Raw genomic sequence first — 24823 nt, 5'->3', positions numbered from 1 at the left:
CGCGGGCTCAGGCGTCCGCGTCCCCGGCCGGGCCGGTGTGCTCGGCCGGATGCGTGCCGGTGGGACGCTCCGCGCCGGGGGTGGCCTGGGCGGCGATGTCGTCGGCGGTGGCGCGGATCCACTCCAGGGCCGTGCGGGCGCTCCTGATGCCGAAGTCCAGGGCGTAGAGGCCGCCTCGCGGGGGGACCTGGGACGACCGCTTGAGGGCGCGGAGCTCCTCCAGCTCGCGGAGCCGCGCGGTCATCTCCGCCTCCAGGGGGCGCAGTACGCCGATCGCCTCGGCCGGGTCCAGGAGCGGGAGCAGGAACGCCAGCAGCGCGCCCTCGCTGCGCACGGGCGGCGCGGGCCGGTGTTCGGTGAGCCAGCGGTGCAGTTCCTCCGCGCCCCGCTCCGTGATCGCGTAGGTCTTGCGCCCGCGCGTGCCCTGCGCCTCGACCGTGATGAGGCCGTCGGCGGCCATCTTGGCCAGCTCCGGATAGATCTGGCTGTGCCCGGCGTGCCAGACGTAGTTGATCGACCTCTCGAACGCCTTGGTCAGGTCGTAGCCGCTGCCGGGGCCGGAGGTGCTCAGCAGGCCGAGAAGCGCGATCCGCAGGGACATGACGGCATCCTATCTCCGCATTGACATGTCACTACCGACATGTCATCTTCTACATGTTATCGCCGACATGACCAGGGAGCGCGACATGACGATGAACGGGTCCACGGCAGCCGTGCCGCCCGGCGTGCGGTCCAGGCCCGCGTGGGCGCCGCCGGGCGGGAAGGGCACCGGCCCGCTGCTCGCCGCCGTGCTCGGCGGGATGTTCCTGGCGATGCTCGACCAGACGATCGTCGGCACCGCGCTCCCGCGCATCACCGCCGAGCTGGGCGGCGAGAACGGCCTCTACACCTGGGTGGTCACCTCCTACCTGCTCACCTCGACGGTCACCGTCCCCCTGTACGGCAGGCTCTCCGACGTCTACGGCCGCAAGCCGCTGCTGCTCATCGGCGTCACGGTGTTCCTGGCCGGATCGGCGCTGAGCGGCGCCGCCCAGGACATGACCCAGCTCATCGCCTTCCGCGGCGTGCAAGGGCTCGGCGCCGGCGCGCTGCTGCCGCTGTCGCTCGCGCTGGTCGCCGACCTGTTCCCGCCCGAGAAGAGCGGCAAGGTGCAGGGCGCGCTCGGCGGCATCATGGCGGCCAGCTACGTCGCCGGGCCGCTGCTCGGCGGCATCTTCACCGACCACACGAGCTGGCGGTGGGCGTTCGCCGTCAACCTCCCGATCGGGGCGGTCCTGCTGGCGGTCATCGTGCGGCGCCTGCCCCGCGTGCCCGGCATCGGAGGCTCGCGCCCGGACTACCTGGGCATCGCCGTGTTCACCGCCGCGATCAGCTCCCTGCTCATCGGCCTGACCGAGCACGGCCTGGACGGCCACACCTGGACCAGCCCCGCGGTGGCATTCCCGCTGATCGCCTCGGCGGCGCTGCTCGTGGCGTTCGTCCTGGTCGAGCGGCGGGCCACCCAGCCGATCATCCCGCTGGAGCTGTTCCGCGACCGTACCTACACGGTCGTCAACATCGCCTCGTTCTGCAGCGCGTCCTGCCTGTACGCCGGGGTGGTGTTCCTGCCCCGTTACTTCCAGCAGGCGCAGGGCCAGAGCGCGACCTCCTCCGGCCTGCACATCTACCCGCTCATGCTCGCCATGCTCGCCGGCAGCGTCCTGACCGGCGTGCTCATCACCAGGACCCTGCGCTACAAGCCGTGGCTGCTCGGCGCGCCGCTGTTCGGCGTGGCCGGGGCGCTGCTGTGCGCCGGGCTGACGGTCCAGACGCCCTTCTGGGCGCTGGTGGCCTGGATGGCGCTGATCGGGCTCGGCGTCGGCCCCATGCTGTCGGGGCTCACCGTCGCCGTCCAGACGTCCGTGCCGCCCCAGCACATCGGGACGGCCAGCGCGAACCTCACCTTCTTCCGGCAGATCGGCGGCTCGGTGGCCCTGGCCGTCGCCGGGACCGTCTACACCACGGTCGTCCGCGACCGGGCGGCCGGGCACGCGAGCAGGGGGAGCATGGTGGACGCGCACGCGGCCGCCGCGACGGTCATCCCCTGGCTCGCGGCCGTGGGCGCCGTCGTCGCGATGCTGGCCCTGGTGTTCCTGCCCGACCGCACGCTCCCGCGGGTCCGGCGGGACCTGCCCGCGGCGGTCCCCGCCGAGTGACCCGCGCACGCAGGTTTTGCCCGCCCGTGGGGTTGACCTGCACCGGAGGCCGCGTGTCGGGCGGGCGGGCCGTGCGTCCCAGGGCTTGAATTGATCGCGAACGCTTGGGGGGCGCACAGCAATGGTCTTGTTCTCGACGGGAATCGCCGCCGGTCTCGTCCTGTTCCTCGTCACCGGCGCCCCGGTGGTGGCGAACGCCGCCCGGGCGTCCGGCGTCTGGGGAGGGGCCGACCTGTCCGTACGGCTCACCGCCGCGCCGAAGGTCGCCCAGCCGGGTCAGTGGCTGTCGTACGTGGTCAAGGTGCGCAACGCCGGGCCCGGGGACGCGGTGCTGCCCGTGCTGAGGGTCAGGATGCCCGACGAGGTGCAGATCACCGGCGTGAACGTGGCGAGCTGCCGTCCCGGGAGGGCGCGCAACGAGGTGGTGTGTCCCTCGCCGGTGGACATCCGGGCCGGCGGGTCGGGCGCGGTCACGATCCTCGGGGTCGTCCGCACCGGGGCGAAGGGCCCGCTGCGCGCCTCGGCCGTGCTGTCGTCGGAGGTCGTGGACGAGAACGAGGCCGACAACCGCGCGGAGGCCACCACGCAGGTGGACGAGGGCGCGGACCTCGCCGTCCGGCTGTCCCCGGCCCACCGCACGGCCCCGCCGGGCGGGCGTTTCACGGTGCGGGCCGCCGTGCGCAACAAGGGCCCGCGGCGCGTGCCGGACGCGCGGGTGTACTTCACCGAGCGCGGCGCGCGGTTCCTGTCGGCCAAGGGCGGCCGGTGCTCGGCCCGGCACGGGAAGGTCGGCTGCGTTCTGCGCCCGATCGGCTCCGGGGCGCGCGGCACGCTCAGCCTGGTCTTCCAGGTGCCCCGCGACGGCGCGGGCGAGGTCGCGGCGACGGTCTACTCGGCCAGGCTCGGCGACCGGCGGCCCGGCAACAACCAGGCCCGCATGCGGGTCTCGCTCGGCCGCGGCTGAGCCGCGCGGCTAGGTCGGGGGAGCGGGCGTCGGGTAGCCGGCCGACGTGGACGGCGGGCGGGCCGTGGACGGCGCCGGGGACGGGCCGTACCCCGGGGGCGGCGGGTAGCCGGGCGGTGGCCATGGCGGCGGGTACCCCGGCGGCGGAGGCGGGGGATAGCCCGGCGGCGGCCGGTATCCGGGTGGCGGGTACCCAGGGGGTGGGTAGGCCGGGGGGACCTGGCCGCGGTCGCCGTAGCGGCGGTGACCGTTGGAACGCCCGGACTCGTCGGGCTTGCCGGGCTTGCCGTCCCTCTTGTAGTCCCCGTAGCGGGCGGGCGCGCCCGAGCAGGTGGGGCGGGCCGCCGGCCCGGCCGGCCGTGTGGTGGCGAACACCGCGCCCGCGGCGGCCAGTCCCGCGCACACCAGGATCAGGGCCGCGGCGCCGGCCTTGATCGCGAGCGGTGGGAGACGACGTCCTGCGGGCATCACGGGGGAACCCCATCACAGATCGCGCACCGGAATGTCAGGTTCGCGGAGAGTGATTCGCATTCGCAACCCGAGCCCGGCCGGGCGGCCGGTCACGTACGGCGATCGTGGCACTCGTCGTACGCCCCCGGCCGCCGGGCCCGTCGGGACCATGTCTTCGCCGCACGCCTCGGCGGGCTCGTCAGCGCAGGGCGGACCAGGCGTCGGCGACGATCTCGCGCAGGTCGGCGTGCTCGGCCGTCCAGCCCAGCTCGCGGCGGATCAGCTCGGAGGAGGCCACCAGCACCGCGGGGTCGCCCGCCCGGCGCTCGGCGAGCACCGCCGGGATCGGATGCCCGGTCACCTCGCGGCAGACGTCGAGGACCTCGCGCACCGAGAACCCGGTGCCGCTGCCCAGGTTGTAGACGGCGTGCGTGCCGGGACGGCAGGCGTCCAGGGCCAGCAGGTGCGCGCGGGCCAGGTCGGTGATGTGGATGTAGTCGCGGACGCAGGTGCCGTCCGGGGTCGGGTAGTCGGCGCCGAAGACGTTCACCGACTCGCGCCGGCCGAGCGCGACGGCCAGGACGTTCGGGATGAGGTGGGTCTCCACGGCGTGCCGCTCGGCGTACACGCGCCCGTCGGCGGCGGTGTGGGCGCCCGCCACGTTGAAGTACCGCAGGCTGACGGCCCCGAGGTCGTGCAGGTCCGCGTACGCCGTCAGCGCCGTGTCCACGGCCAGCTTGGAGGCGCCGTAGGGGTTGGTCGGCCGGGTGGGGGCGGTCTCGGGGATCGGCGTGGTCTCCGGCTCGCCGTAGGTGGCGGCGGTGGAGGAGAAGACGATGCGCGGCACGCCCGACTCGCGCATGGCGTCGAGCAGGGCGAGCGCGCCGCCGAGGTTGGCCGACCAGTACAGGCCCGGCTTCTCCACCGACTCGCCGACCAGCGACCGCGCGGCGAAGTGCAGCACGCCGTCGAACGAAGGGGACAGGACCTTGCCGGCCTCGGTGAGCGGGGCCTCGACGAAGGCGGCTCCGGGTGGGACGGCGTCGGCGTGGCCGGTGGAGAGGTCGTCCAGGACGGTGACCTCGTGCCCCGCCTCGACGAGCTGGGCGGCCACGGCGCTTCCGATGTAGCCCGCGCCCCCGGTGACGAGCAGCTTCACGCGTCTGGTCCCTTTCGTTGAAAAATGTTCGGTGATGTTGAAAATTGTATGCTCTTTGCCCAGCTTACGCGGCTCTGGACACCGGCCGCGCGGCGTCCAGCGGGTACGCTGACCAGATCATCGTCTTGGGCCTCGTGCGAAACGGACATCGATCGACGTGCACAACGTCGCGGCTAATATCCTCCTCGTTCTGCTATTCGTGCTGATCGGCGGGTTTTTCGCCGCGGCCGAGATGGCCATGGTCTCGCTGCGGGAGAGCCAGGTTCGCAGGCTCGCCGGCGGAGGGCGGCGCGGCGCGCGCGTCGCCAAGCTGGCCCGCGACCCGAACCGCTTCCTGTCGGCCGTCCAGATCGGCGTGACCGTCGCCACCGCGCTGTCCGCCGCCGTCGGCGCCGACACCCTCGCCGGGCAGCTCGAACCGGTCATCGCCCGATCATGGCTGCCCTCGGGCGTCGCCCGCCCGGTGTCGCTGGTCCTGGTCACCCTCGCCATCTCCTACGTCACGCTCGTGCTCGGCGAGCTGGCCCCGAAGCGCCTGGCCCGCCAGCGCGCCGAGGGCCTGTCGCTGCTGGTCGCGCCCCTGCTGGACCGGCTCGCCTCGCTGTCGCGGCCGGTCATCTGGGTGCTGTCGAAGTCCACGGACGGCATCGTGCGGCTGCTCGGCGGCAACCCCAAGGCCGACCGCGCCGCGATGACCACCGAGGAACTGCGCGACATGGTCGTCGCCCACCACGAGCTCACCCAGGACGAGCGCGACCTGATCGCCGAGGTGTTCACCGCGGGCAAGCGCCACCTGCGCGAGGTCATGCTGCCCCGCACCGAGGTGGAGTTCATGGCCGCGGACACGCCGCTGGCCGAGGCGGCGATCCTGGCCGCCGCCATGCCGCACTCCCGCTTTCCCGTCTACCGCGACTCCTACGACGACATCGTGGGCTTCATCCACGTGCGCGACCTGCTGGACCCGGTGCTGACCGGCCGCATCGAGCCGATCAGCGAGCTGGTGCCCATCAGGCCCGTCAAGCTCCTACCCGCCAGCAAGCGGGTCATCGCCACCCTGACCGAGATGCGCGACGACGGGCAGCACCTGGCCATCGTCATGGACGAGTACGGCGGCACGGCCGGCATCGTCACCATGGAGGACCTGGTCGAGCAGCTCATCGGCGACATCCGCGACGAGTACGACGACGACGGCCACACCGTGCGGCTCGTGGCCGGCGAGATGGAGATCGAGGGCCTGACCAACCTGGACGACTTCGCGGCCGAGACCGGCATCCGGCTCCAGGAGGGGCCGTACGAGACGCTCGGCGGCTACGTCATGGCGGCGCTCGGCCGCCTGCCCGAGGCGGGGGAGCGGGTCGAGGGGCCGGGGTACGCGCTCGTGGTCGCCGAGATGGACGGGCGCAGGGTCGCCCGGGTGCGGGTGATCAGGCGTTCCCCGCCGCCCGAGCCCGCGCCTCCCCAGGAGCGGTGACGGATTCGCGGACCACCGCCGGCGGCTGCCACAATTGTGTTCTATGGCCAGACCTCGCGTCCTCTCCGGAATCCAGCCCACCGCCGACTCCTTCCACCTCGGCAACCTGCTCGGCGCCGTGCGCCAGTGGGTCGGCATGCAGGAGACGCACGAGGCGTTCTGGTTCATCGCCGACCTGCACGCCATCACCGTCGGCCCCACGCCCGCCGAGCTGCGGCGGCGCACCCGCGTCTCGGCCGCCCAGCTCTTCGCCGCCGGCATCGACCCCGAGCGCAGCACGTTGTTCGTGCAGAGCCAGGTGCGCGAGCACAGCGAGCTGACCTGGGTGCTGAGCTGCAACACCGGCATGGGCGAGGCCGCGCGCATGACCCAGTTCAAGGACAAGGCGGCCCGCTCGGGTGAGAACTCCGCCGGGGTGGGCCTGTTCACCTACCCCATCCTGCAGGCGGCCGACATTCTGCTCTACCAGGCCGACCACGTCCCCGTGGGCGCCGACCAGAAGCAGCACATCGAGCTGACCCGCGAGCTGGCCCGCCGCTTCAACACCCGGTTCGGGCCCACCTTCACCGTGCCCGAGCCCTACATCCTCCAGGAGGTCGAGCGCATCGCCGACCTTCAGGACCCTTCGGCGAAGATGTCCAAGTCGTCCTCCAGCCCGCAGGGCATCCTGGACGTGCTGGACGAGCCGGGGCCGCTGCGCAAGAAGATCATGCGCGCGGTCACCGACACCGGCTCGGAGGTCGTCGCCGACCCGGTGAACAAGCCGGGCGTCACCAACCTGCTGCGCATCCAGTCCGCCCTGACCGGCACCCCCGTCCCCGACCTGGAGGCCCGGTACGCGGGCGAGGGCTATGGCACCTTCAAGAAGGAGGTCGCCCAGGTCGTCATGGACGCCTTCGCGCCGATCCGCGAGCGCACCGGGAAGCTGCTCGCCGACGAGGCCGAGCTGGACCGCATGCTGGACGTCGGCGCCCGCCGCGCCTCCGAGGTCGCCCGCGAGACCATGGAGGTCGTCCGCGACCGGGTCGGGTTCCTGCCCCGGCGCTGAGCCCCGGCCGCCGCACGCCGCTCAGGACGGGATTCTTCCCCGTCCGATGACCACCGCTGTCCGCATACCGTACGCCTGGTGGGTAGGTGGCCAGGATGGGACGCGTGTGGGCCGCGCTGCTGCGGCGCGTGGACGCCGTCAAGGCGTGGGGCAGGGGCGTCACCGAGCGTTCCCGGGTCCGCTGGCCGTGGCTGGACCACCTGATCCGCACCGTCCACCGCTACCAGAGCGTCAAGGGCGACCGGCTCGCGGGCGGGGTGACCTACTTCGCGTTCCTGTCGTTCTTCCCGCTCATGGCGCTGGCCTTCGCGGTCTTCGGGTACTTCCTGGCGGTCAACCCCGACGCGCTGAAGACCCTGGAGTCCGCGATCAACCAGCAGCTCCCGGGACTGGCCGAACACCTGCAGGTCAGGCGGCTGGCCGAGGCCCGCGCGGGCGCCGGGCTGATCGGACTGCTGGGCCTGGCGTACGCGGGCGTCGGCGCGGTGGACGCGCTGCGCGAGGCGCTGCACGAGGTGTGCATGAGCTGCGAGCCGCCGATGAACTGGTTCGTGGCCCGGCTCCGCGACCTGGTGGCGCTGGTGCTGATCGGCCTCACGCTGGTGCTGTCGGTGGCGGTGAGCGGGTTCGCCGTCCAGGCGACCGGGACGATTCTCGGGTGGTTCGGCGCGCAGGAGTCGATCGTGGCGGCGGTGCTGGTCCGGACGGCGGGCGTGCTCATCGGCGTCGGCGGGGACGTGCTGGTGTTCCTTGTGATCCTGCGCTGGCTGGCCCGGATACGGAAGCTGGCGTTCGTCCTCAAGGGCGCGCTGATCGGCGCCATCGGGTTCGAGGTGCTGAAGCAGGTCGCCACGCTTCTGCTGGCCCGCACGCTGGCCAACCCGATCTACGGCGCCTTCGCCGTGATCGTCGGCCTGCTGATCTGGATCAACCTGGCCGCCCGCCTGTCACTGTACGTCGCGGCGTGGACGTCCACCTCCGACGGCGCGCCGCCGCCCGAGCCCACCCCCGCGCCGATGAGCGGATACGAGTGAGGGTCAGGGCGCGTCCCCGGGGAGGGCGCCCGCCCGCGCTCGGCGGCGCACGCCGTACACCACCCAGGCCGCGCCGCCGAGCAGCGCGACCGCGACCACTCCGGCCCCGATGCCCACCAGCGGCGAGTCGTGCGCGGCCTCGACCGGCTTGGCCGGCGCGGGGCCGACCTTGACGGGGCCGCCGACGGGCCTGGTGGGTTTCGGCTCCGGGACCGGCGGGACGAGCGTGCCGACGGGCTGGACGCGCCCGCGCGACGCGAAGCCCCAGTCGAGCAGTTCCTGCACCTCGCCCCAGAACGAGCCCTCGTGGCGCATGACCGCGACGATGATCGTGTGGCCGTCGCGCCGGGCCGCCCCGACGAAGCTGCCGAGCGCCTTGGTGGTGTAGCCGTTCTTGACGCCGATCATGCCCGGGTAGCGGCCCAGCAGCCTGTTGTGGTTGGCGATCTCGTAGTGCTTGCCCGCCGGGGCGGGGAACTTGGCGATCCTGGTGCCCACGTACTCGCGGAAGTCGGCGCCGGCGAGGCCCGCGCGGGCGATCAGCGCCAGGTCGTAGGCGGAGCTGCTCTGGCCGGGCGCGTCGAGCCCGTTCGGGGTCTTGGCCACGGTGTCGAGCGCCTGCAGCCGCTTGGCCTCGGCGTTCATGTCGGCCAGCGTGCGCGGGAGGCCGCCGTTCGCCTCGGCCAGCGCCACGGCCGCGTCGTTGCCGGAGACCATCATGAGCGCGCGCAGCAGGTCGTGGACCTTGTAGATCTTGTGCTGGGTCAGCCCGACGGCGCTGCCCTCGACGTTGCACGCGTCGGCACTGGGCTTGACGAGCTTGTTCTTGTTGAGCCGGGGGATGAGGGTGACGGCCGTGAGGATCTTCAGGGTGCTGGCGGGCGCGTGGCGGCCGTGCGGGTCCTTGGCCGCGAGCACCTGGCCGGTGTCGGCGTCGGCGACCACGAAGGAGGCGGCCTCGCTCTTCGGCGGCGGCTTGGCCCCCGCGCCGACGATCACATCACGCCGGCCCAGCAGCGCGCCGCCGATGGGCGCGCCGTCGTCGGACGTCCGCGTCCCGGACGCTTCCGACGCCGCGCCGGCCGTACCGGGGGCGACGAACGCCAGTCCCCCGATGAGCGCAGTGGCTGCTGCTACGTGCTTCATCCCCATAGGGAATTCAGCGTAGCTTTGTCGGTTTTCTCGCGGGGCAAGACACGACAAAGATCGCGAAGGTGCTGGTCAGGAACCGTCGGCGGTAGGATGAAGGAGGTGAAGATGACCCGACGCGTCGCCGCGTTTCTCCTGGTCCTGGCCGCTTTCATGGTCGTCGAGTGGATCAACCTCGGCTTCAACCTCGCGGACGGCCACCCCACGGGCTTCTACGTGGTGCACGGCATCCTCATCGGCGTCAACCTGATCCTGGCCCTCGTGGTCGCGGTCCTCGGCTGGCGAGCCTGGCGCGCCGCCGGACGTGAACGCGGCATATAAGCCGCCCTGTGCGGGCAGAGACGTTGAACGACCGTTTTGCGGTTGACCATGCGTTCTTGCGAACGATCTCCGCTTTGGTGGTCAGGTGGAGGGGCGTAAGTGACGGAGTGCTGGGGTGACCCTACGGGTTGGCCGATTACGTCGTCTGACGGAAACTCGGCCTGGGACCATGGCCTTGGAGGCGTGCGGTGACGATCGAGTTCAACCCCTCGCGCGGCCCGACACTGGGCGTCGAATGGGAGCTCCAGCTTGTCGACACGCGGACCCGGCACCTGCGCCAGGACGCGCTCCGGGTCCTCGAAGCCGTCCCCGAGCTGAGCGAGACCGCGCGTCCCAAGGTCATGCACGAGCTGATGCAGTCGCAGCTCGAAGTGATCACGGACGTGTGCCACACCGCCTCGGAGGCCGTCGAGGACCTGCGGCGCACGATCGACCGGCTCCGCGAGGTCGTCGAGCCGCGCGGCATGGCGCTCGCCTGCACCGGCACCCACGCCATCAGTGACTGGCGCGACGCGGTGTACGCGCCCGTTCAGCGCTATACCGAACTCGTCGAAGAGATGCAGTGGCTGGCGTGGAGGATCCAAACATTTGGCGTACATGTGCACGTCGGGGTGCGGGAAAGGGATAAAGTCATCCCCATCGTCAACGCGCTCGCGGCCTACCTGCCGCATTTCCTCGCGCTGACGGCCTCCAGCCCGTACTGGGGCGGCCAGGACACAGGGCTCGCCTCCAGCCGGGCCATAGTATTCGGCGCGCTGCCCACCGCAGGGCCGCCGCAGATGCTTGCGGACTGGGCCGAGTTCGAGGAGTACATGGACACGCTCAAACGAGCGGGGACCATAAAAAGCATCAAAGAGGTGTGGTGGGATATCCGGCCACATCCCGACTTCGGCACGATTGAGATACGAATGTTCGACGGCATACCGACCCTCAGAGAGGTCGGGATGGTGACGGCGTTGTCGCAGTGTCTGATCCAGCAGTTCGATCAGCAGCTCGACCGAGGGTATCGCCTGCCCCACCCCGCTCCCTGGGTCGTGCGCGACAACAAGTGGCGTGCCACGCGCTACGGCCTGGACGCCACGGTGATCACCGACGACAACGGGACCACCGCGCCCGTGCGCGACATGCTGTACGAGCTCACCCGCGAGCTGGCTCCCATGTCCGAGCGGCTGGGCTGCGCCGACGAACTCGCCGTCGTGTCGGAGGTGCTGGAAACGGGGAACTCCTGCGAGCGCCAGCGCGCGATATTCAACGGAGGCGGCTCCCTCGACGACATCGTGGACGCCACGATCGCCGAGCTCAGGGACGACCGCTTCGTCACCGCCAATCTGAGGACGTCGAACGGGGCGATCGGCCATGCCGGCACATGATCTACGGGGGGAACTCGACGCTTTCCTGAGGGTGCACGAGCGCCCTCTCATCGATTTCCGGCGCGACCTTCACGCGCACCCCGAACTCGGGTTCGTCGAGCACCGCACCACCGGGCGCATCGCCGCCCGGCTCACCGAGGCCGGGCTCGACCCGGTCCCCCTGCCCCGCGGCACGGGCCTGATCTGCGACATCGGCAGCGGTGACGGCCCCACCGTCGCCCTGCGCGCCGACATCGACGCGCTTCCTCTGCCGGACGAGAAGGACGTCCCCTACCGTTCGACCGTCAACGGGGTCTGCCACGCCTGCGGTCACGACGTCCACACCGCCATCGTGCTCGGCGCCGGGCTGTTCCTGGCCAGGCAGGCGCGGGCCGGCCTGCTGCCCGGCCGGGTCCGCCTGATCTTCCAGCCCGCCGAGGAGGTCATGCCCGGCGGCGCGCTGCGCGTGCTGGAGGCCGGGGGCATCAACGGTGTCGACCGCATCTTCGGCCTGCACTGCGACCCCCGGCTGGAGGTCGGGCAGCTCGGCCTGCGCGTCGGCCCGATCACCGGCGCCTGCGACAAGGTCGCCGTCCGCGTCGCGGGCCCCGGCGGCCACACCGCGCGCCCCCACCTCACCGCCGACCTCGTCTTCGCCCTCGCCAAGATCGTGACCGAGCTTCCCGCCGCGCTCAGCAGGCGCGTGGACCCGCGCTCGTCGCTGTCGCTGGTGTGGGGACGCGTCCAGGCCGGCTCGGTGGCCAACGCCATCCCCGACGACGGCGTGGCCGAGGGCACGATCCGCTGCCTGGACGAGCAGGCGTGGCACGAGGCCCCCGACCTGTTCAAGTCGCTGCTCGACTCGGTGGCCATCGCCTACGGCGTCGAGGCCGAGATGAACTACGTGCGCGGCGTCCCCCCGACCATCAACGAGGCGGCCAGCGTCCAGATGCTGCGCGACGCCGCCGGACGGGTGCTCGGCCCGGACGCGGCCGTCCCCACCCCGCAGTCCCTCGGCGGCGAGGACTTCGGCTGGTACCTGGAGTCGGTCCCCGGCGCCTACGCCCGGCTCGGCGTGCGCACCCCCGGCGACACCAGCATGGTCGACATTCACCAGGGCACCTTCGACGTGGACGAGACGTGCATCGCGGCCGGGGTCGGCGTGCTGTCCGCCACCGCGCTCACGGCCCTGTGGGACGGCTGCCGCGCCCCGGCCGACGAGGCCGTGCAGCCCGTCACCGCCTGAGCCCGGCCGCTCCGCCGGGGGCCCCTGGCCTGGCGTCCCCGGCGTGAGAACGCAAGGTTTCGCAGGTCACAGGGTGGAGTGAGCTGCATAACGGACCTATTTCGGACCCACGCTGCGGTTTGGCCAACACCGGGCTAACAACTATCTTCCGTGCAGGGTTGCCGTGCGTTCCTTCGCGCGTGCACACGGACGGCGAAGACACGGAAGGAGTCATCTTGCTCCGCGATCACGCAAGCAAGTTGGCCGCCACGGTGGCGGCCGGGGCCATGCTCATGGCCGCGGCCGCGTGCGGTGGCAGCGACACCGGCACGGGAACCGACACGGCCGCGCCCGCCGCGTCGGGCGGGTCCTCCGCGCCCGCGGCCACCGGTGCCAAGGTGGGTCTCGCGTACGACATCGGCGGCCGGGGCGACCAGTCCTTCAACGACGCCGCCGCGGCCGGCCTGGAGAAGGCCAAGACCGAGCTCAAGCTCGCCGAGACCAAGGAGCTGGAGGCCAAGGGGGGCGAGACCGGCGCGCAGAAGGAGCAGCGCCTGCGCCTGCTCGCCCAGAGCGGGTACAACCCGGTCATCGCGGTCGGCTTCGCCTACTCCGAGGCCATCAAGAAGGTCGCCGCCGAGTTCCCTGACACCAAGTTCGCGATCGTCGACGACGCCGCGGCGGGCCCGAACATCTCCAACCTGGTGTTCGCCGAGAACGAGGGGTCCTTCCTCGTGGGCGCGGCGGCGGCGATGAAGACCAAGAAGGAGCACATCGGCTTCGTCGGCGGTGTCCAGGTGCCGCTGATCAAGAAGTTCGAGATCGGCTTCACCAAGGGCGCGCAGTCCGTCAAGCCGGACATCAAGATCGACGTCAAATACCTCACCCAGCCGCCGGACTTCGGCGGCTTCAACGACCCCGCCAAGGGCAAGGCCGCCGCGCAGGGTATGTTCGACGCCGGCGCCGACATCGTCTACCAGGCGGCGGGCGGTTCCGGGGGCGGCGTCTTCGAGGCGGCCAAGGCCGCCAAGGCGTTCGCGATCGGCGTCGACTCCGACCAGGCCAAGACGGCGGACCCGGGCGTGCAGGACGTCATCCTCACCTCCATGCTCAAGAAGGTCGACGTCGCGGTGTTCGACTTCCTCAAGAGCTTCGCCGACGGCACGGTCAAGGCCGGCCAGACGGTGTACGACCTCAAGGCCGGGGGAGTGGACTTCTCCGTCACCGGCGGCAAGGTCGACGACATCAAGCTCGACCTCGACAAGTACAAGGACAAGATCATCAACGGCGAGATCAAGGTCCCCAGCGAGTGACCGCCGCGCCGAGGGGGCCCGCCGTCGCGGGCCCCCTCGGCCGCTGTCCGGTACGCCCGCGCCGAGGCCGTCCGCTTGGAGGAGGCCGTAATCAGCACCTCGACACCTTCGGTGCCCGCCACCGAGTCCGCCACCAGCCCCGCCGTCGAGCTTGAGGGCATCACCAAACGCTTCCCCGGCGTGGTCGCCAACCACGACATCAGCCTGAGCGTGCGCCGCGGCCACGTGCACGCCATCGTCGGCGAGAACGGCGCGGGCAAGTCCACGCTCATGAAGATCCTCTACGGCATGCAACGGCCGGACGAGGGCGTGATCCGCGTGGACGGCAGGCCCGTCAACTTCCGCACCCCCGGCGACGCCATCGCCGCCGGCATCGGCATGGTGCACCAGCACTTCATGCTCGCCGACAACCTGACCGTCCTTGAGAACATCATCCTCGGCAGCGAGCCGCGCAGGTTCGGGATCGGCCTCGACTTCGCCGCCGCCCGCCGCAGGATCAAGGAGATCTCCGACGCCTACGGGCTCGGCGTCAGCCCCGACTCCCCGGTCGAGGACCTGGGCGTGGGCGCGCGGCAGCGGGTGGAGATCCTGAAGGTCCTCTACCGGGGGGCGCGCATCCTCATCCTGGACGAGCCGACCGCCGTCCTGGTGCCCCAGGAGGTCGAGGAGCTCTTCGACAACCTGCGCGGGCTGGTCCGCGAGGGCCTGACCATCATCTTCATCTCCCACAAGCTGGACGAGGTGCTGTCGGTCGCCGACGCCATCACCGTGATCAGGCGCGGCACGACCGTCGCCGGCGTGGACCCCAAGGAGGTCACGGCGCGCAAGCTCGCCGAGCTCATGGTGGGCAGCGAGCTGCCGAGCCCGGAGACCCGCGAGTCCACGGTGACCGACCAGGTCGCGCTCGCCGTGCGCGGCCTCACCGTCCGCGCCGCCGACGGGCGCCCGGTCGTGGACGACGTGTCCTTCGAGATCCACAAGGGCGAGGTGCTCGGCATCGCCGGCGTGGAGGGCAACGGGCAGGCCGAGCTCGTCGAGGCCATCATGGGCATGCGGCCCGCGCAGGGCGTCGTCGACCTGGGCGGGCGCGACGTCTCCTCCTGGTCCACGCTGCGCAGGCGCGAGGGCGGCATCGGCTACATCCCCGAGGACCGCCAGCGCCACGGCCTGCTGCTGGACGCCCCGCTCTGGGAGAACCGCGTCCTCGGCCACCAGACCCGCAGGCCCAACGCCAAGGGCTTCTGGATCGACAGGTCCGGCGCCCGCGCCGACACCGAGCGCATCGTCCGCGAGTACGACGTCCGCACCCCCGGCATCGACGTCGTGGCGGCGGCCCTGTCCGGCGGCAACCAGCAGAAGCTGATCGTCGGACGGGAGATGAGCGGCGAGCCCGCCGTCCTCATCGCCTCCCACCCGACGCGCGGCGTGGACGTCGGCGCGCAGGCCGCCATCTGGGACCACCTGCGCGCCGCCCGCGCCGCGGGCCTCGCCGTCCTGCTGATCTCGGCGGACCTGGACGAGCTGATCGGCCTGTCCGACTCCCTCAAGGTGATCCTGCGCGGCCGCATGGTCGCCGACGTCGACCCGGCGGAGGTGACGCCCGAGCGTCTCGGCTCCGCCATGACCGGCGCGGGGCCTGACACCGGGGCCGGCGACGCGTCCGCGGCGCCCGCCCAGGACGTCCCCGCGCCCGGACGGCCGGGCCGCGAGCCCGGGGAGGAAGCATGAGCTCGTCGTTCACCGACCGCCTGCTCGGCAGGGTCAGGCTCGGCGGCCTGCTCGCCGTCGCGGCCCCCCTGCTCGCCGTCGTGTTCGCCGGCGCGATGACGTCGATCGTCCTGCTGCTGAACGGCAGCGATCCGCTGCGGACGCTGCTGCTGCTGGTGGAGTACGGCGCCGCGCCGCGCACGGAGGTGCTGATCCTCAACACGGCGACCACCTACTACATCTCCGCGCTCGCCGTCGCGATCGGGTTCCGCATGAACCTGTTCAACATCGGCGTGGACGGCCAGTACCGCCTGGCCGCCCTGCTCGCGGCGGCGGTCGGCGGCGCGATCTCGCTGCCCGGGCCGCTGCACGTCGCCGTCATCGTCCTGGTCGCGGTGGCGGTCGGCGGCCTGTGGGCGTCCATCGCGGCCGTGCTGAAGGCGACCCGCGGCGTCAGCGAGGTCATCTCCACGATCATGCTGAACGCGGTCGCGACCGGCCTCGGCGCCTGGCTGCTCACCACCGACCGGCTCGCGGTGCAGCTCAGCAGCAACAACATCGGCACCAAGCCGATCCCGCCGTCCGGCCAGGTCCCCGGGATGTCGCTGATCCCGGGCACCCCCAGCAAGGTCTACGGCTTCCTGATCGTCGCGGCGCTGCTCGGCGTCGGCTACCACGTCCTGCTCAACCGGACGCGTTTCGGGTTCGACCTGCGCGCCACGGGACGCTCGGAGACGGCGGCGGTGGCCAGCGGAGTGCGGGTCAGAAGGATGGTCGTGCTGACCATGGTCCTGTCCGGCGCGGTCGCCGGCCTGGTCGGCATGCCGCAGCTCCTCGGCGAGGCCTACACCTACAGCCTGGACTTCCCGCCGGGGCTCGGCTTCATCGGCATCTCCATCGCCCTGCTCGGCCGCAACAACCCGATCGGCATCGCCATCGGCGCGCTGCTGTGGAGCTTCCTGAACAACGCCGGCGAGATCCTCGGCATCAACGACATTCCCCCGGAGATCGTGATCATCATGCAGGGCGCGATCGTCCTGTCGGTGGTCATCGCCTACGAGCTCGTCCACCGTTACCGCGCGACGGCCGAGCAACGCCGGGTGAGCCGCCGGCTCGCCACGCCCGTGGAAGGAGCGGCGGCGTGACCGTCACCCAAGCGCCCCCCACGCCCGCCGCGTCCTCAGCCGTTCCCCGGCGGTTCCGCGTGGACTGGCGGCTCCTCGTGCTCGGCGCCATCGCCCTGCTGTTCATGCTGTCGATCGCGCGCGTGGTCACCGGCGCGAACGACATCACCTCCGGCGGCACGATCGGGACGGCCCTCGCCTGGGCCGTGCCCATCGGGCTCGCCGCGCTCGGCGGGCTGTGGTCCGAGCGCGCGGGCGTGGTGAACATCGGCCTCGAAGGCATGATGATCCTCGGCACCTGGTTCGGCGCCTGGGGCGCGCTCACGTTCCACAATCCCTGGGCCGGAGTGCTCGCGGGCGCGATCGGCGGGGCCCTCGGCGGCCTGCTGCACGCCCTGGCGACCGTGACGTTCGGCGTCGACCACATCATCTCCGGCGTCGCGATCAACATCCTCGGCGAGGGCATCACCCCCTACCTGTCGAAGCTCGTCTTCGTCGACATGCCGGGCGGCGGCGAGACCCAGTCCCCGCGCGTCGCGCCGCCCGGGAACGTCGGCATCGGGGGCATCGAGGGCTGGCTGCGGGAGCTGGAGAGCGGGCACACCTTCCTGGTGTCCGACGTCGCCGGCGTCGTGCGCGGTCTGACCCAGGGCGTCTCCCTCTTCACGATCGTGGCGGTGCTGCTGGTGCCGCTCAGCTTCTACCTGCTGTGGCGCACGGCCTTCGGCCTGCGCCTGCGGTCCTGCGGCGAGCGCCCCGTCGCGGCCGAGTCGCTCGGCGTCAACGTGTACTTCTACAAGTACGTCGCGGTCGTCGCCTCCGGCGCGCTCGCCGGGCTCGGCGGCGCCTACCTGTCCATCGTCGCCGCGGGCATCTACCGCCAGGGCCAGACCGGCGGCCGGGGGTTCATCGGCCTCGCCGCGATGATCTTCGGCAACTGGCGGCCGGGCGGCCTGGCCGGCGGCGCCCTGCTGTTCGGGTACACCGACGCGCTGCAACTGCGCCAGGGCGGCACCTCGGTGCACGCCCTGCTGCTGGTGGTGGCGATGCTGCTTGCCGCCTTCGCCGTCTACCAGCTCGCCGGGCAGCACAGGAACCGCGCCGCGCTGGTGACGGGCGTCTTCGCGGTCGCGGTGTTCGTGCTCTTCGCCCGCACCAGCACCGTGCCCGAGCAGTTCACCTCGTTCACCCCCCACCTGACCACGCTGCTGGTGCTGTCGCTGGCCTCCCAGCGGCTGCGCATGCCGGCCGCCGACGGGCTGCCGTACCGCAAGGGGCAGGCCACGTGAGGGTAGGTCCGTGACAGGCGTTCCCGCGGGAAGGGGTCCAGAGGTGAGTCCTGAAGAGGTCGACTGGGAGGCGCTGCGCCGCCACGCGGCCGAGGCGATGACGCACGCGTACGCGCCGTACTCCAAGTTCCCCGTCGGCGCCGCCGCGCTGGTGGACGACGGCCGCGTGGTCACCGGCTGCAACGTCGAGAACGCCTCCTACGGCCTCGGCCTGTGCGCCGAGTGCGGCCTCGTCTCCGCGCTGCACGCCTCGGGCGGGGGCCGTCTCGTCGCCTTCGCCTGTGTGGACGGCCACGGCGAGCCGCTCATGCCGTGCGGGCGCTGCCGGCAGCTGCTGTTCGAGCACGGCGGCCCCGAGCTGCTCGTGGACACCCCCGAGGGGCCCTGGACGATGGCGCGGATCCTGCCGCTCGCCTTCGGCCCCGATGACCTGTCCCGGGGAGCCTGACCGTCCGCGCGTCGGCGCGACCACGGGATATTTCGGAGAGCATGGAGTTCATGGACGCGATCGACGTCATCCGCACCAAACGGGACGGCCGCGCGCTGTCCGCCGAGCAGATCGCCTGGGTGGTCGACGCCTACACCCGGGGCGAGGTCGCGGACGAGCAGATGTCCGCCCTGGCCATGGCGATCCTGCTGCGCGGCATGGAGCGCGGCGAGATCGGCCGGTGGACCGAGGCCATGATCCGCTCGGGCTCGCGCATGGACTGGTCCGGGCTGGATCTCCCGACCACCGACAAGCACTCCACCGGCGGCGTCGGCGACAAGATCACCCTGCCGCTGGCGCCGCTCGTCGCCGCCTGCGGGGCCTACGTCCCGCAGCTCTCCGGCCGCGGCCTCGGCCACACCGGCGGCACGCTCGACAAGCTGGAGTCCATCCCCGGCTGGCGGGCGTCCCTGTCCAACGACGAGATGCTCGCCGTGCTGCGCGAGGCCGGCGCGGTGGTGTGCGCGGCCGGGGACGGCCTCGCCCCAGCCGACAAGAAGCTGTACGCGTTGCGTGACGTCACCGGCACCGTGGAGTCGATCCCGCTCATCGCGTCGTCCATCATGTCCAAGAAGATCGCCGAGGGCACGGGCGCGCTCGTGCTGGACGTCAAGGTCGGCTCCGGCGCGTTCATGAAGGACACCACCACGGCCCGCGAGCTGGCGCGCACGATGGTCGAGCTCGGCACCGACCACGGGGTCGCCACCGTCGCCCTGCTCACCGCCATGGACCGCCCCCTCGGCCTGGCCGTCGGCAACGCCCTGGAGGTGGCCGAGTCGGTCGAGGTGCTGGCGGGCGGCGGGCCGTCCGACGTGGTGGAGCTGACCGTGCGGCTCGCCCGCGAGATGCTCGCCGCCGCCGGGGTGTCCGGCAAGGACCCCGAGACCGCCCTGAAGGACGGCTCGGCGATGGACTCCTGGCGGCGCATGATCCGCGCCCAGGGCGGCGACCCCGGTGCGCCGCTGCCCGTGGCCGCCGAGACCCTGGAGGTCGCCGCGCCCGCGTCCGGGGTGCTGTCCCGGCTGGACGCCTACGCGGTCGGGCTCGCGGCGTGGCGCCTCGGGGCCGGGCGCGCCCGCAAGGAGGACGCGGTCTCCCCCGGGGCCGGCGTGACCCTGCACGCCAAGCCCGGCGACACCGTCCAGGAGGGCCGGCCGCTCCTCACCCTGCACGCCGACGAGCCGGGCCGTTTCTCCCGCGCCCTGGAGGCGCTGGAAGGCGCCTACGAGGTCGGGACGGGAGCCGACCCCACCCTGCTCCCGTTGGTGATCGACCGGATCACCGCCTGAACCCGGCGCCGCCCTAGGGCAGCACAGGCTGACCGGCGCGGAACACCCCCGACGGGTCGCGGTCGCGCTTGATGCCGCGGAGCCGTTCCAGTACGTCGCCGGGGAACGCCGAGGCGGCCGTCTCTTCCTTTCCCAGGTAGTTGAACGGCTTGCGGCCGGTGGTGTGCGGCGTCAGCGCGTGGGCGATCTCCGCCTGGCGCAGGCCGACCGCCTGCGCGGCCTCGGGGGTGGGGACGGGGCCGACCATCCCCAGCAGGTACGGCTCGGCGACGTGGCCGCACGCGCCGGAGCCGGGCGCCGGACGGCTCAGCGCGCCGCCGAGGTGGCGGATCTGCACCGAGGCCAGCGGCGCGACCGCGCCCACCGCGTCGAGCAGGTCGCCGGCGACGTCGTCGCCGAGGCCGGTCAGCACTTCGCCCCGCTGCGTGCTGGGAACCGGCTGGGTCGGCTCGGCGCAGATGTCGCCGATCGTGTCCACGGCCATGGCCGCCCGGGTGTCCAGAAGCGCCCCCGGGATGCGCGCGAAGGGCCGGAGCAGGTCCCGCGCCTCCTCTTCGCCGCCGAGGAAGGTGGTGTCGATCGCGACGGCGGTGCGGCCGCGGAGCGGCTCGGGGATCTCGGGGAACGGGGGGAAGGCGAGCATGGTGAACCAGACCGTCAGCTCCTCCGGAGCCGTGGCGGTCACCTCGCGGAACGCGGCCAGGACCTCCGGGGCGCGGTCCGCGGGCCACAGCACCCGCCCGCCGTACAGCGCGGGCACGGGATGCAGGTCGAGCTCCATCGCCGTCACCAGCGCGAAGTCGCCGCCTCCGCCGCGCAGGGCCCAGAACAGGTCGGGGTCCGACTCCGCGGTCACCCGTGCCGGGACGCCGGCGGCGTCGACGACCTCGACGGCGCGCACGGCGTCGGCGGCCAGGCCGTGGCGGCGGCCGAACCAGCTCATCCCGCCGCCGAGGGTGTAGCCGGTGACGCCGACGACGGGAGAGCTGCCGGGAAGCCCGGTCAGGCCGTGTTCGGCGGTCACGGCCAGCAGCTCGCCCCACTGGACGCCCGCCTCCACGCGGGCGGTCGGCCGCGCCGGATTCACCTCGACTCCGCGCAGCCGGCCGGTGCGGACCAGGATCGTCCCGTCGAGGCGCGCGGTCGCGCCGTGCCCGGTCGCCTGCGCGGCGACGCCGAGCCCGGCCCGCCCGGCGTACCGGACGACGGCCGCGGCGTCGGCCGCGTCCTCGATCTCCGCGACCGCCACGACCCGCTGGTCGACCGCGCGGTTCCAGGGCAGCCGGGCGGTCTCGAAGGCGTCGTCGCCGGGGACGAGGATCCGGCCGCGTACGGAGCGACGAAGGTCGGTGCCGATGGATGTCACGCTTGTTCTCCTGCTCGCTGCGGGCGCCGTCCTCGGCGCCGTTCACTCCGCAGGCTCTCGCGGCGCGGTTGCGGACGGTTTGGGACCGACTAGGAGATGACTAGGCGCCGGGCGAGCGGCTGGGCGTCTACGCTCGGGCCGGCCCGCTGGACGGCGCGGAGCGACCGGGGTCTCGCCGTTCTCGCCGTTCTGGACGGGGGGCCGATGCCCTTGACTGTTCCGTGGTCGTCTGTCATCCTGATGGCGACCAGGAGATTGACTCTCATGGTAACGTGTTGACGTCCTTTTGCCTTCCGGGCTATATTGACCTCTCGCGCTGCCCCTTTGACGACTTGTGATGCTTGCTCACATCGCGAGGTCCCTCGGCACGCGCAGCCGGTCCGCGCCTTCGGAAGGACATCTGTTGGCAGCCTCGCGCAATGCCTTCGCCGTACCCGCCGGTCCCCGCCGCGTTTCTTTCGCGCGCATTCAGGAGCCGCTGGAAGTTCCCGATCTTCTCGCTCTGCAGACCGAGTCGTTCGACTGGCTGGTGGGCAATGAGAAATGGCGGTCGCGGGTGGAGGCGGCTCGCCAGGCCGGGCGCAAGGACGTTCCGGCCCAGTCCGGTCTCGAAGAGATCTTCGAGGAGATCAGTCCGATTGAGGACTTCTCCGGGACGATGTCCTTGTCGTTCCGTGATCACCGGTTCGAGCCGCCCAAGTACTCGGTCGATGAGTGCAAAGACAAGGACATGACCTTCTCCGCCCCGATGTTCGTCACGGCGGAGTTCATCAATAACACCACCGGCGAGATCAAGAGCCAGACGGTGTTCATGGGCGACTTCCCGCTCATGACGCCCAAGGGCACCTTCATCATCAACGGCACCGAGCGTGTCGTCGTCTCCCAGCTCGTCCGCTCGCCCGGCGTCTACTTCGAACGCACCGTGGAGAAGGTGTCGGGCAAGGACCTCTTCGGCTGCCGCGTGATCCCGTCCAGGGGAGCGTGGCTGGAGTTCGAGATCGACAAGCGCGACAGCGTCGGCGTCCGCGTGGACCGTAAGCGCAAGCAGGCCGTGACGGTGCTGTTGAAGGCGCTGGGCTGGACCAGCGAGCAGATCCTTGAGCGGTTCGGTCGGTACGAGTCGATGCGGGCGACGCTGGAGAAGGATCACACCTCCGGTCAGGACGACGCGCTGCTGGACATCTACCGCAAGCTGCGTCCGGGCGAGCCGCCGACCAAGGAGTCGGCGCAGACGCTGCTGGAGAACCTGTACTTCAACCCCAAGCGGTACGACCTGGCCAAGGTCGGCCGGTACAAGATCAACAAAAAGCTCGGCGTCGACGCCGACATCACCCAGGGCACGCTCACCGAGGACGACATCGTCACCGCGATCGAGTACATCGTCCGCCTCCACGCGGGCGAGGCCGAGATGCCGGGCGGCGGGAGAACGCTGATCGTCGAGACCGACGACATCGATCATCTCGGCAACCGCCGCGTGCGCACGGTGGGCGAGCTGATCCAGAACCAGGTGCGTCTGGGTCTGGCCCGCATGGAGCGGGTGGTGCGCGAGCGCATGACCACCCAGGACGTCGAGGCGATCACGCCGCAGAGCCTGATCAACATCCGCCCGGTCGTGGCGTCGATGAAGGAGTTCTTCGGCACCTCCCAGATGTCGCAGTTCATGGACCAGGTCAACCCGCTGGCCGGTCTCACGAACAGGCGGCGTCTGTCCGCGCTGGGCCCGGGCGGTCTGTCGCGTGAGCGTGCCGGCGTGGAGGTGCGGGACGTGCACCCGTCCCACTACGGCCGCATGTGCCCGATCGAGACGCCGGAAGGCCCGAACATCGGCCTCATCGGCTACCTCGCCTGCTACGCCCGGGTGAACTCGTTCGGCTTCGTCGAGACGCCGTACCGCAAGGTCGTGGACGGCCGGGTGACCGAAGAGGTCGACTACCTGACCGCCGACGAGGAGGACAGGCACGTCATCGCGCAGGCCAACACCGTGCTCGCCCCGGACGGCACCTTCACCGAGTCGCGCGTCCTGGTCCGCATCAAGGGCGGCGAGACCGAACTGGTCCGCGCCGGCGAGGTCGACTACATCGACGTGTCGCCACGCCAGATGGTGTCGGTCGCCACCGCGATGATCCCGTTCCTGGAGCACGACGACGCCAACCGCGCGCTGATGGGCGCGAACATGCAGCGCCAGTCGGTGCCGCTGCTGCGCGCGGAGGCGCCGCTGGTCGGCACGGGCATGGAGTACCGCGCCGCGACCGACTCGGGTGACGTGATCACCGCCGAGAAGGCGGGCGTGGTGGAGGAGGTCTCGGCCGACTACGTCACCGTGCACAACGACGACGCCACCCGGATCACCTACCGCCTGGCCAAGTTCAAGCACTCCAACCAGGGCACGTCCTTCAACCAGAAGCCCATCGTGGACGAAGGGGCCCGGGTCGAACGCGGGCAGGTCATCGCCGACGGTCCCTCCACCGACGACGGTGAGATGGCGTTGGGCAAGAACCTCCTGGTGGCGTTCATGCCGTGGGAGGGGCACAACTACGAGGACGCGATCATCCTGTCGCAGCGTCTGGTGCAGGACGATGTGCTGTCCTCGATCCACATCGAGGAGCACGAGGTCGACGCGCGGGACACCAAGCTGGGTCCCGAGGAGATCACCCGTGACATCCCCAACGTGTCGGAGGAGGTGCTGGCCGATCTCGACGAGCGGGGCATCATCCGCATCGGCGCCGAGGTGACGCCGGGGGACATTCTGGTGGGCAAGGTCACGCCGAAGGGTGAGACGGAGCTGACGCCGGAGGAGCGGCTGCTGCGGGCGATCTTCGGGGAGAAGGCGCGTGAGGTGCGTGACACCTCGCTGAAGGTGCCGCACGGGGAGATGGGCAAGGTCATCGGGGTCCGGGTGTTCTCCCGGGAGGACGGCGACGAGCTGCCGCCGGGGGTCAACGAGCTGGTGCGCGTGTACGTGGCGCAGAAGCGGAAGATCACCGATGGGGACAAGCTGGCGGGCCGGCACGGCAACAAGGGCGTGATCTCCAAGATCCTTCCGGTGGAGGACATGCCGTTCCTGGAGGACGGCACGCCGGTGGACATCATCCTCAACCCGCTGGGCGTGCCCGGCCGGATGAACGTCGGCCAGGTGCTGGAGACCCACCTGGGGTGGATCGCCGCCCGCGGCTGGGACATCACCGGCATCCAGGAGGCCTGGGCCGAGCGGCTGCGCGACAAGGGCTTCGGCCAGGTCGAGCCGCGCACCAACGTGGCCACCCCCGTCTTCGACGGCGCAGAGGAGCAGGAGATCGTCGGCCTGTTCGACCACACCATCCCCAACCGGGACGGCGACCGCATGGTGCGGTCGGACGGCAAGGCCCGGCTGTTCGACGGGCGTACCGGCGAGCCGTTCGACCACCCCATCGCGGTCGGGTACATGTACATCCTCAAGCTCAACCACCTGGTGGACGACAAGCTGCACGCGCGGTCGACCGGTCCGTACTCCATGATCACTCAGCAGCCGCTGGGCGGTAAGGCCCAGTTCGGCGGCCAGCGTTTCGGTGAGATGGAGGTGTGGGCGCTGGAGGCCTACGGCGCCGCCTACGCCCTGCAGGAGCTGCTGACCATCAAGTCCGACGACGTCCTCGGCCGGGTGAAGGTCTACGAGGCGATCGTCAAGGGCGAGAACATCCCCGAGCCGGGTATCCCTGAGTCCTTCAAGGTGCTCATCAAGGAGATGCAGTCGCTGTGCCTCAACGTCGAGGTGCTCTCCAGCGACGGCATGTCCATCGAGATGCGCGACACCGACGAGGACGTCTTCCGCGCCGCGGAGGAGCTCGGCATCGACCTCACCCGCCGTCCCAACGAAGGCGCGCTGACCATCGACGACGTGTGAGCG

20 protein-coding genes are annotated in these 24823 nt (G+C 71.5%); 15 read left to right on the top strand and 5 right to left on the bottom strand.

Translation table 11 applies throughout. The features are described from left to right. Window positions 1-7 precede the first annotated feature (7 nt). A complete protein-coding gene (locus BJ982_RS37510) occupies window positions 8-601 on the bottom strand; it encodes a helix-turn-helix transcriptional regulator (protein WP_184888055.1) in 594 nt (197 codons plus the stop codon). A 67-nt stretch (window positions 602-668) separates the two neighbouring features. Here BJ982_RS37510 and BJ982_RS37505 point away from each other — a divergent pair, with 67 nt between their 5' ends. Together BJ982_RS37505 and BJ982_RS37500 are read left to right on the top strand one after the other, a co-directional pair. Then, on the top strand, window positions 669-2195 hold the full coding sequence (locus tag BJ982_RS37505; RefSeq protein WP_239123616.1) for an MDR family MFS transporter: 1527 nt from the start codon (window positions 669-671) through the stop codon (window positions 2193-2195). A gap of 127 nt (window positions 2196-2322) precedes the next feature. Further along, window positions 2323-3159 (top strand): DUF11 domain-containing protein, encoded by an 837-nt coding sequence (locus tag BJ982_RS37500; protein ID WP_184888053.1) that lies wholly within the window; start codon window positions 2323-2325, stop codon window positions 3157-3159. Between the two features lie 9 nt (window positions 3160-3168). On the opposite strand, the gene BJ982_RS37495 is transcribed toward BJ982_RS37500, so the two are convergent. Together BJ982_RS37495 and galE are read right to left on the bottom strand one after the other, a co-directional pair. Then, window positions 3169-3627 carry a hypothetical protein gene (locus BJ982_RS37495; RefSeq protein ID WP_184888052.1) on the bottom strand — a complete coding sequence of 153 codons (459 nt, stop codon included), beginning with the start codon at window positions 3625-3627 and terminating at the stop codon, window positions 3169-3171. 181 nt (window positions 3628-3808) lie between these two features. Further along, a complete protein-coding gene (gene galE, locus BJ982_RS37490; RefSeq protein ID WP_184888050.1) occupies window positions 3809-4768 on the bottom strand; it encodes a UDP-glucose 4-epimerase GalE in 960 nt (319 codons plus the stop codon). Between the two features lie 157 nt (window positions 4769-4925). Between galE and BJ982_RS37485 the strand changes: the two genes are divergently transcribed. The 3 genes from BJ982_RS37485 (at window position 4926) to BJ982_RS37475 (ending at window position 8321) form a co-directional block, all read left to right on the top strand. Next, window positions 4926-6239 (top strand): hemolysin family protein, encoded by a 1314-nt coding sequence (locus BJ982_RS37485; protein WP_184888049.1) that lies wholly within the window; start codon window positions 4926-4928, stop codon window positions 6237-6239. 43 nt (window positions 6240-6282) lie between these two features. Continuing rightward, window positions 6283-7287, top strand: a complete 1005-nt coding sequence (gene trpS / locus BJ982_RS37480; RefSeq protein WP_184888047.1) for a tryptophan--tRNA ligase — start codon at window positions 6283-6285, stop codon at window positions 7285-7287. Between the two features lie 95 nt (window positions 7288-7382). Continuing rightward, window positions 7383-8321 carry a YihY/virulence factor BrkB family protein gene (locus tag BJ982_RS37475; RefSeq protein WP_184888045.1) on the top strand — a complete coding sequence of 313 codons (939 nt, stop codon included), beginning with the start codon at window positions 7383-7385 and terminating at the stop codon, window positions 8319-8321. 3 nt (window positions 8322-8324) lie between these two features. On the opposite strand, the gene BJ982_RS37470 is transcribed toward BJ982_RS37475, so the two are convergent. Beyond that, a complete protein-coding gene (locus BJ982_RS37470; protein WP_184888042.1) occupies window positions 8325-9467 on the bottom strand; it encodes a D-alanyl-D-alanine carboxypeptidase family protein in 1143 nt (380 codons plus the stop codon). 111 nt (window positions 9468-9578) lie between these two features. Here BJ982_RS37470 and BJ982_RS37465 point away from each other — a divergent pair, with 111 nt between their 5' ends. The 9 genes from BJ982_RS37465 to BJ982_RS37425 all read left to right on the top strand — a co-directional run bounded on the left by BJ982_RS37465 (window position 9579) and on the right by BJ982_RS37425 (window position 19574). Continuing rightward, window positions 9579-9791: an SCO4848 family membrane protein gene (locus tag BJ982_RS37465; RefSeq protein WP_239123617.1), complete on the top strand. Its 213-nt coding sequence runs from the start codon at window positions 9579-9581 to the stop codon at window positions 9789-9791. A 188-nt stretch (window positions 9792-9979) separates the two neighbouring features. Continuing rightward, window positions 9980-11161 (top strand): glutamate--cysteine ligase, encoded by a 1182-nt coding sequence (locus BJ982_RS37460; protein WP_184888038.1) that lies wholly within the window; start codon window positions 9980-9982, stop codon window positions 11159-11161. Then, a complete protein-coding gene (locus BJ982_RS37455) occupies window positions 11148-12386 on the top strand; it encodes an amidohydrolase (RefSeq protein WP_184888036.1) in 1239 nt (412 codons plus the stop codon). The genes BJ982_RS37460 and BJ982_RS37455 overlap by 14 nt, the downstream gene beginning before the upstream one ends. Window positions 12387-12601: 215 nt before the next feature. Continuing rightward, window positions 12602-13678, top strand: a complete 1077-nt coding sequence (locus BJ982_RS37450) for a BMP family lipoprotein (RefSeq protein WP_203959414.1) — start codon at window positions 12602-12604, stop codon at window positions 13676-13678. A 75-nt stretch (window positions 13679-13753) separates the two neighbouring features. Continuing rightward, on the top strand, window positions 13754-15406 hold the full coding sequence (locus BJ982_RS37445; RefSeq protein WP_221482444.1) for an ABC transporter ATP-binding protein: 1653 nt from the start codon (window positions 13754-13756) through the stop codon (window positions 15404-15406). After that, window positions 15403-16530, top strand: coding sequence for an ABC transporter permease (locus BJ982_RS37440; protein ID WP_184888034.1), 1128 nt, complete (start codon window positions 15403-15405; stop codon window positions 16528-16530). Before BJ982_RS37445 ends, BJ982_RS37440 begins: the two co-directional genes overlap by 4 nt. Next, on the top strand, window positions 16527-17798 hold the full coding sequence (locus BJ982_RS37435) for an ABC transporter permease (RefSeq protein WP_239123620.1): 1272 nt from the start codon (window positions 16527-16529) through the stop codon (window positions 17796-17798). Before BJ982_RS37440 ends, BJ982_RS37435 begins: the two co-directional genes overlap by 4 nt. Before the next feature lie 43 nt (window positions 17799-17841). Then, window positions 17842-18246: a cytidine deaminase gene (locus BJ982_RS37430; protein ID WP_275411768.1), complete on the top strand. Its 405-nt coding sequence runs from the start codon at window positions 17842-17844 to the stop codon at window positions 18244-18246. A 50-nt stretch (window positions 18247-18296) separates the two neighbouring features. Then, entirely contained in the window at window positions 18297-19574 is a 1278-nt protein-coding gene (locus tag BJ982_RS37425) for a thymidine phosphorylase (RefSeq protein ID WP_184888032.1), read from the top strand. 13 nt (window positions 19575-19587) lie between these two features. Here BJ982_RS37425 and BJ982_RS37420 read toward each other — a convergent pair whose 3' ends face one another. Beyond that, entirely contained in the window at window positions 19588-20940 is a 1353-nt protein-coding gene (locus BJ982_RS37420) for an FAD-binding oxidoreductase (RefSeq protein WP_239123621.1), read from the bottom strand. 403 nt (window positions 20941-21343) lie between these two features. On the opposite strand from BJ982_RS37420, the gene rpoB reads away from it, so the two are divergent. Then, window positions 21344-24820: a DNA-directed RNA polymerase subunit beta gene (gene rpoB / locus BJ982_RS37415; RefSeq protein WP_221482443.1), complete on the top strand. Its 3477-nt coding sequence runs from the start codon at window positions 21344-21346 to the stop codon at window positions 24818-24820. Window positions 24821-24823: the final 3 nt, after the last annotated feature.

Origin of the sequence: Sphaerisporangium siamense, from assembly GCF_014205275.1 — a bacterium.
Classification (GTDB): Bacteria; Actinomycetota; Actinomycetes; order Streptosporangiales; family Streptosporangiaceae; genus Sphaerisporangium; species Sphaerisporangium siamense.
The sequence above is the reverse complement of the archived record's forward strand: the minus strand, read 5'-3'. Positions and strand labels throughout refer to the sequence as shown.

Bases quoted from the DNA above. Each gene is read 5' to 3' on its own strand.
- BJ982_RS37510 (WP_184888055.1), bottom strand. From the start codon at position 601: ATGTCCCTGCGGATCGCGCTTCTCGGCCTGCTGAGCACCTCCGGCCCC.
- BJ982_RS37505 (WP_239123616.1), top strand. From the start codon at position 669: ATGACCAGGGAGCGCGACATGACGATGAACGGGTCCACGGCAGCCGTG.
- BJ982_RS37495 (WP_184888052.1), bottom strand. From the start codon at position 3,627: ATGCCCGCAGGACGTCGTCTCCCACCGCTCGCGATCAAGGCCGGCGCC.
- trpS (WP_184888047.1), top strand. From the start codon at position 6,283: ATGGCCAGACCTCGCGTCCTCTCCGGAATCCAGCCCACCGCCGACTCC.
- BJ982_RS37475 (WP_184888045.1), top strand. From the start codon at position 7,383: ATGGGACGCGTGTGGGCCGCGCTGCTGCGGCGCGTGGACGCCGTCAAG.
- BJ982_RS37470 (WP_184888042.1), bottom strand. From the start codon at position 9,467: ATGAAGCACGTAGCAGCAGCCACTGCGCTCATCGGGGGACTGGCGTTC.
- BJ982_RS37465 (WP_239123617.1), top strand. From the start codon at position 9,579: ATGACCCGACGCGTCGCCGCGTTTCTCCTGGTCCTGGCCGCTTTCATG.
- BJ982_RS37455 (WP_184888036.1), top strand. From the start codon at position 11,148: ATGCCGGCACATGATCTACGGGGGGAACTCGACGCTTTCCTGAGGGTG.
- BJ982_RS37440 (WP_184888034.1), top strand. From the start codon at position 15,403: ATGAGCTCGTCGTTCACCGACCGCCTGCTCGGCAGGGTCAGGCTCGGC.
- BJ982_RS37425 (WP_184888032.1), top strand. From the start codon at position 18,297: ATGGACGCGATCGACGTCATCCGCACCAAACGGGACGGCCGCGCGCTG.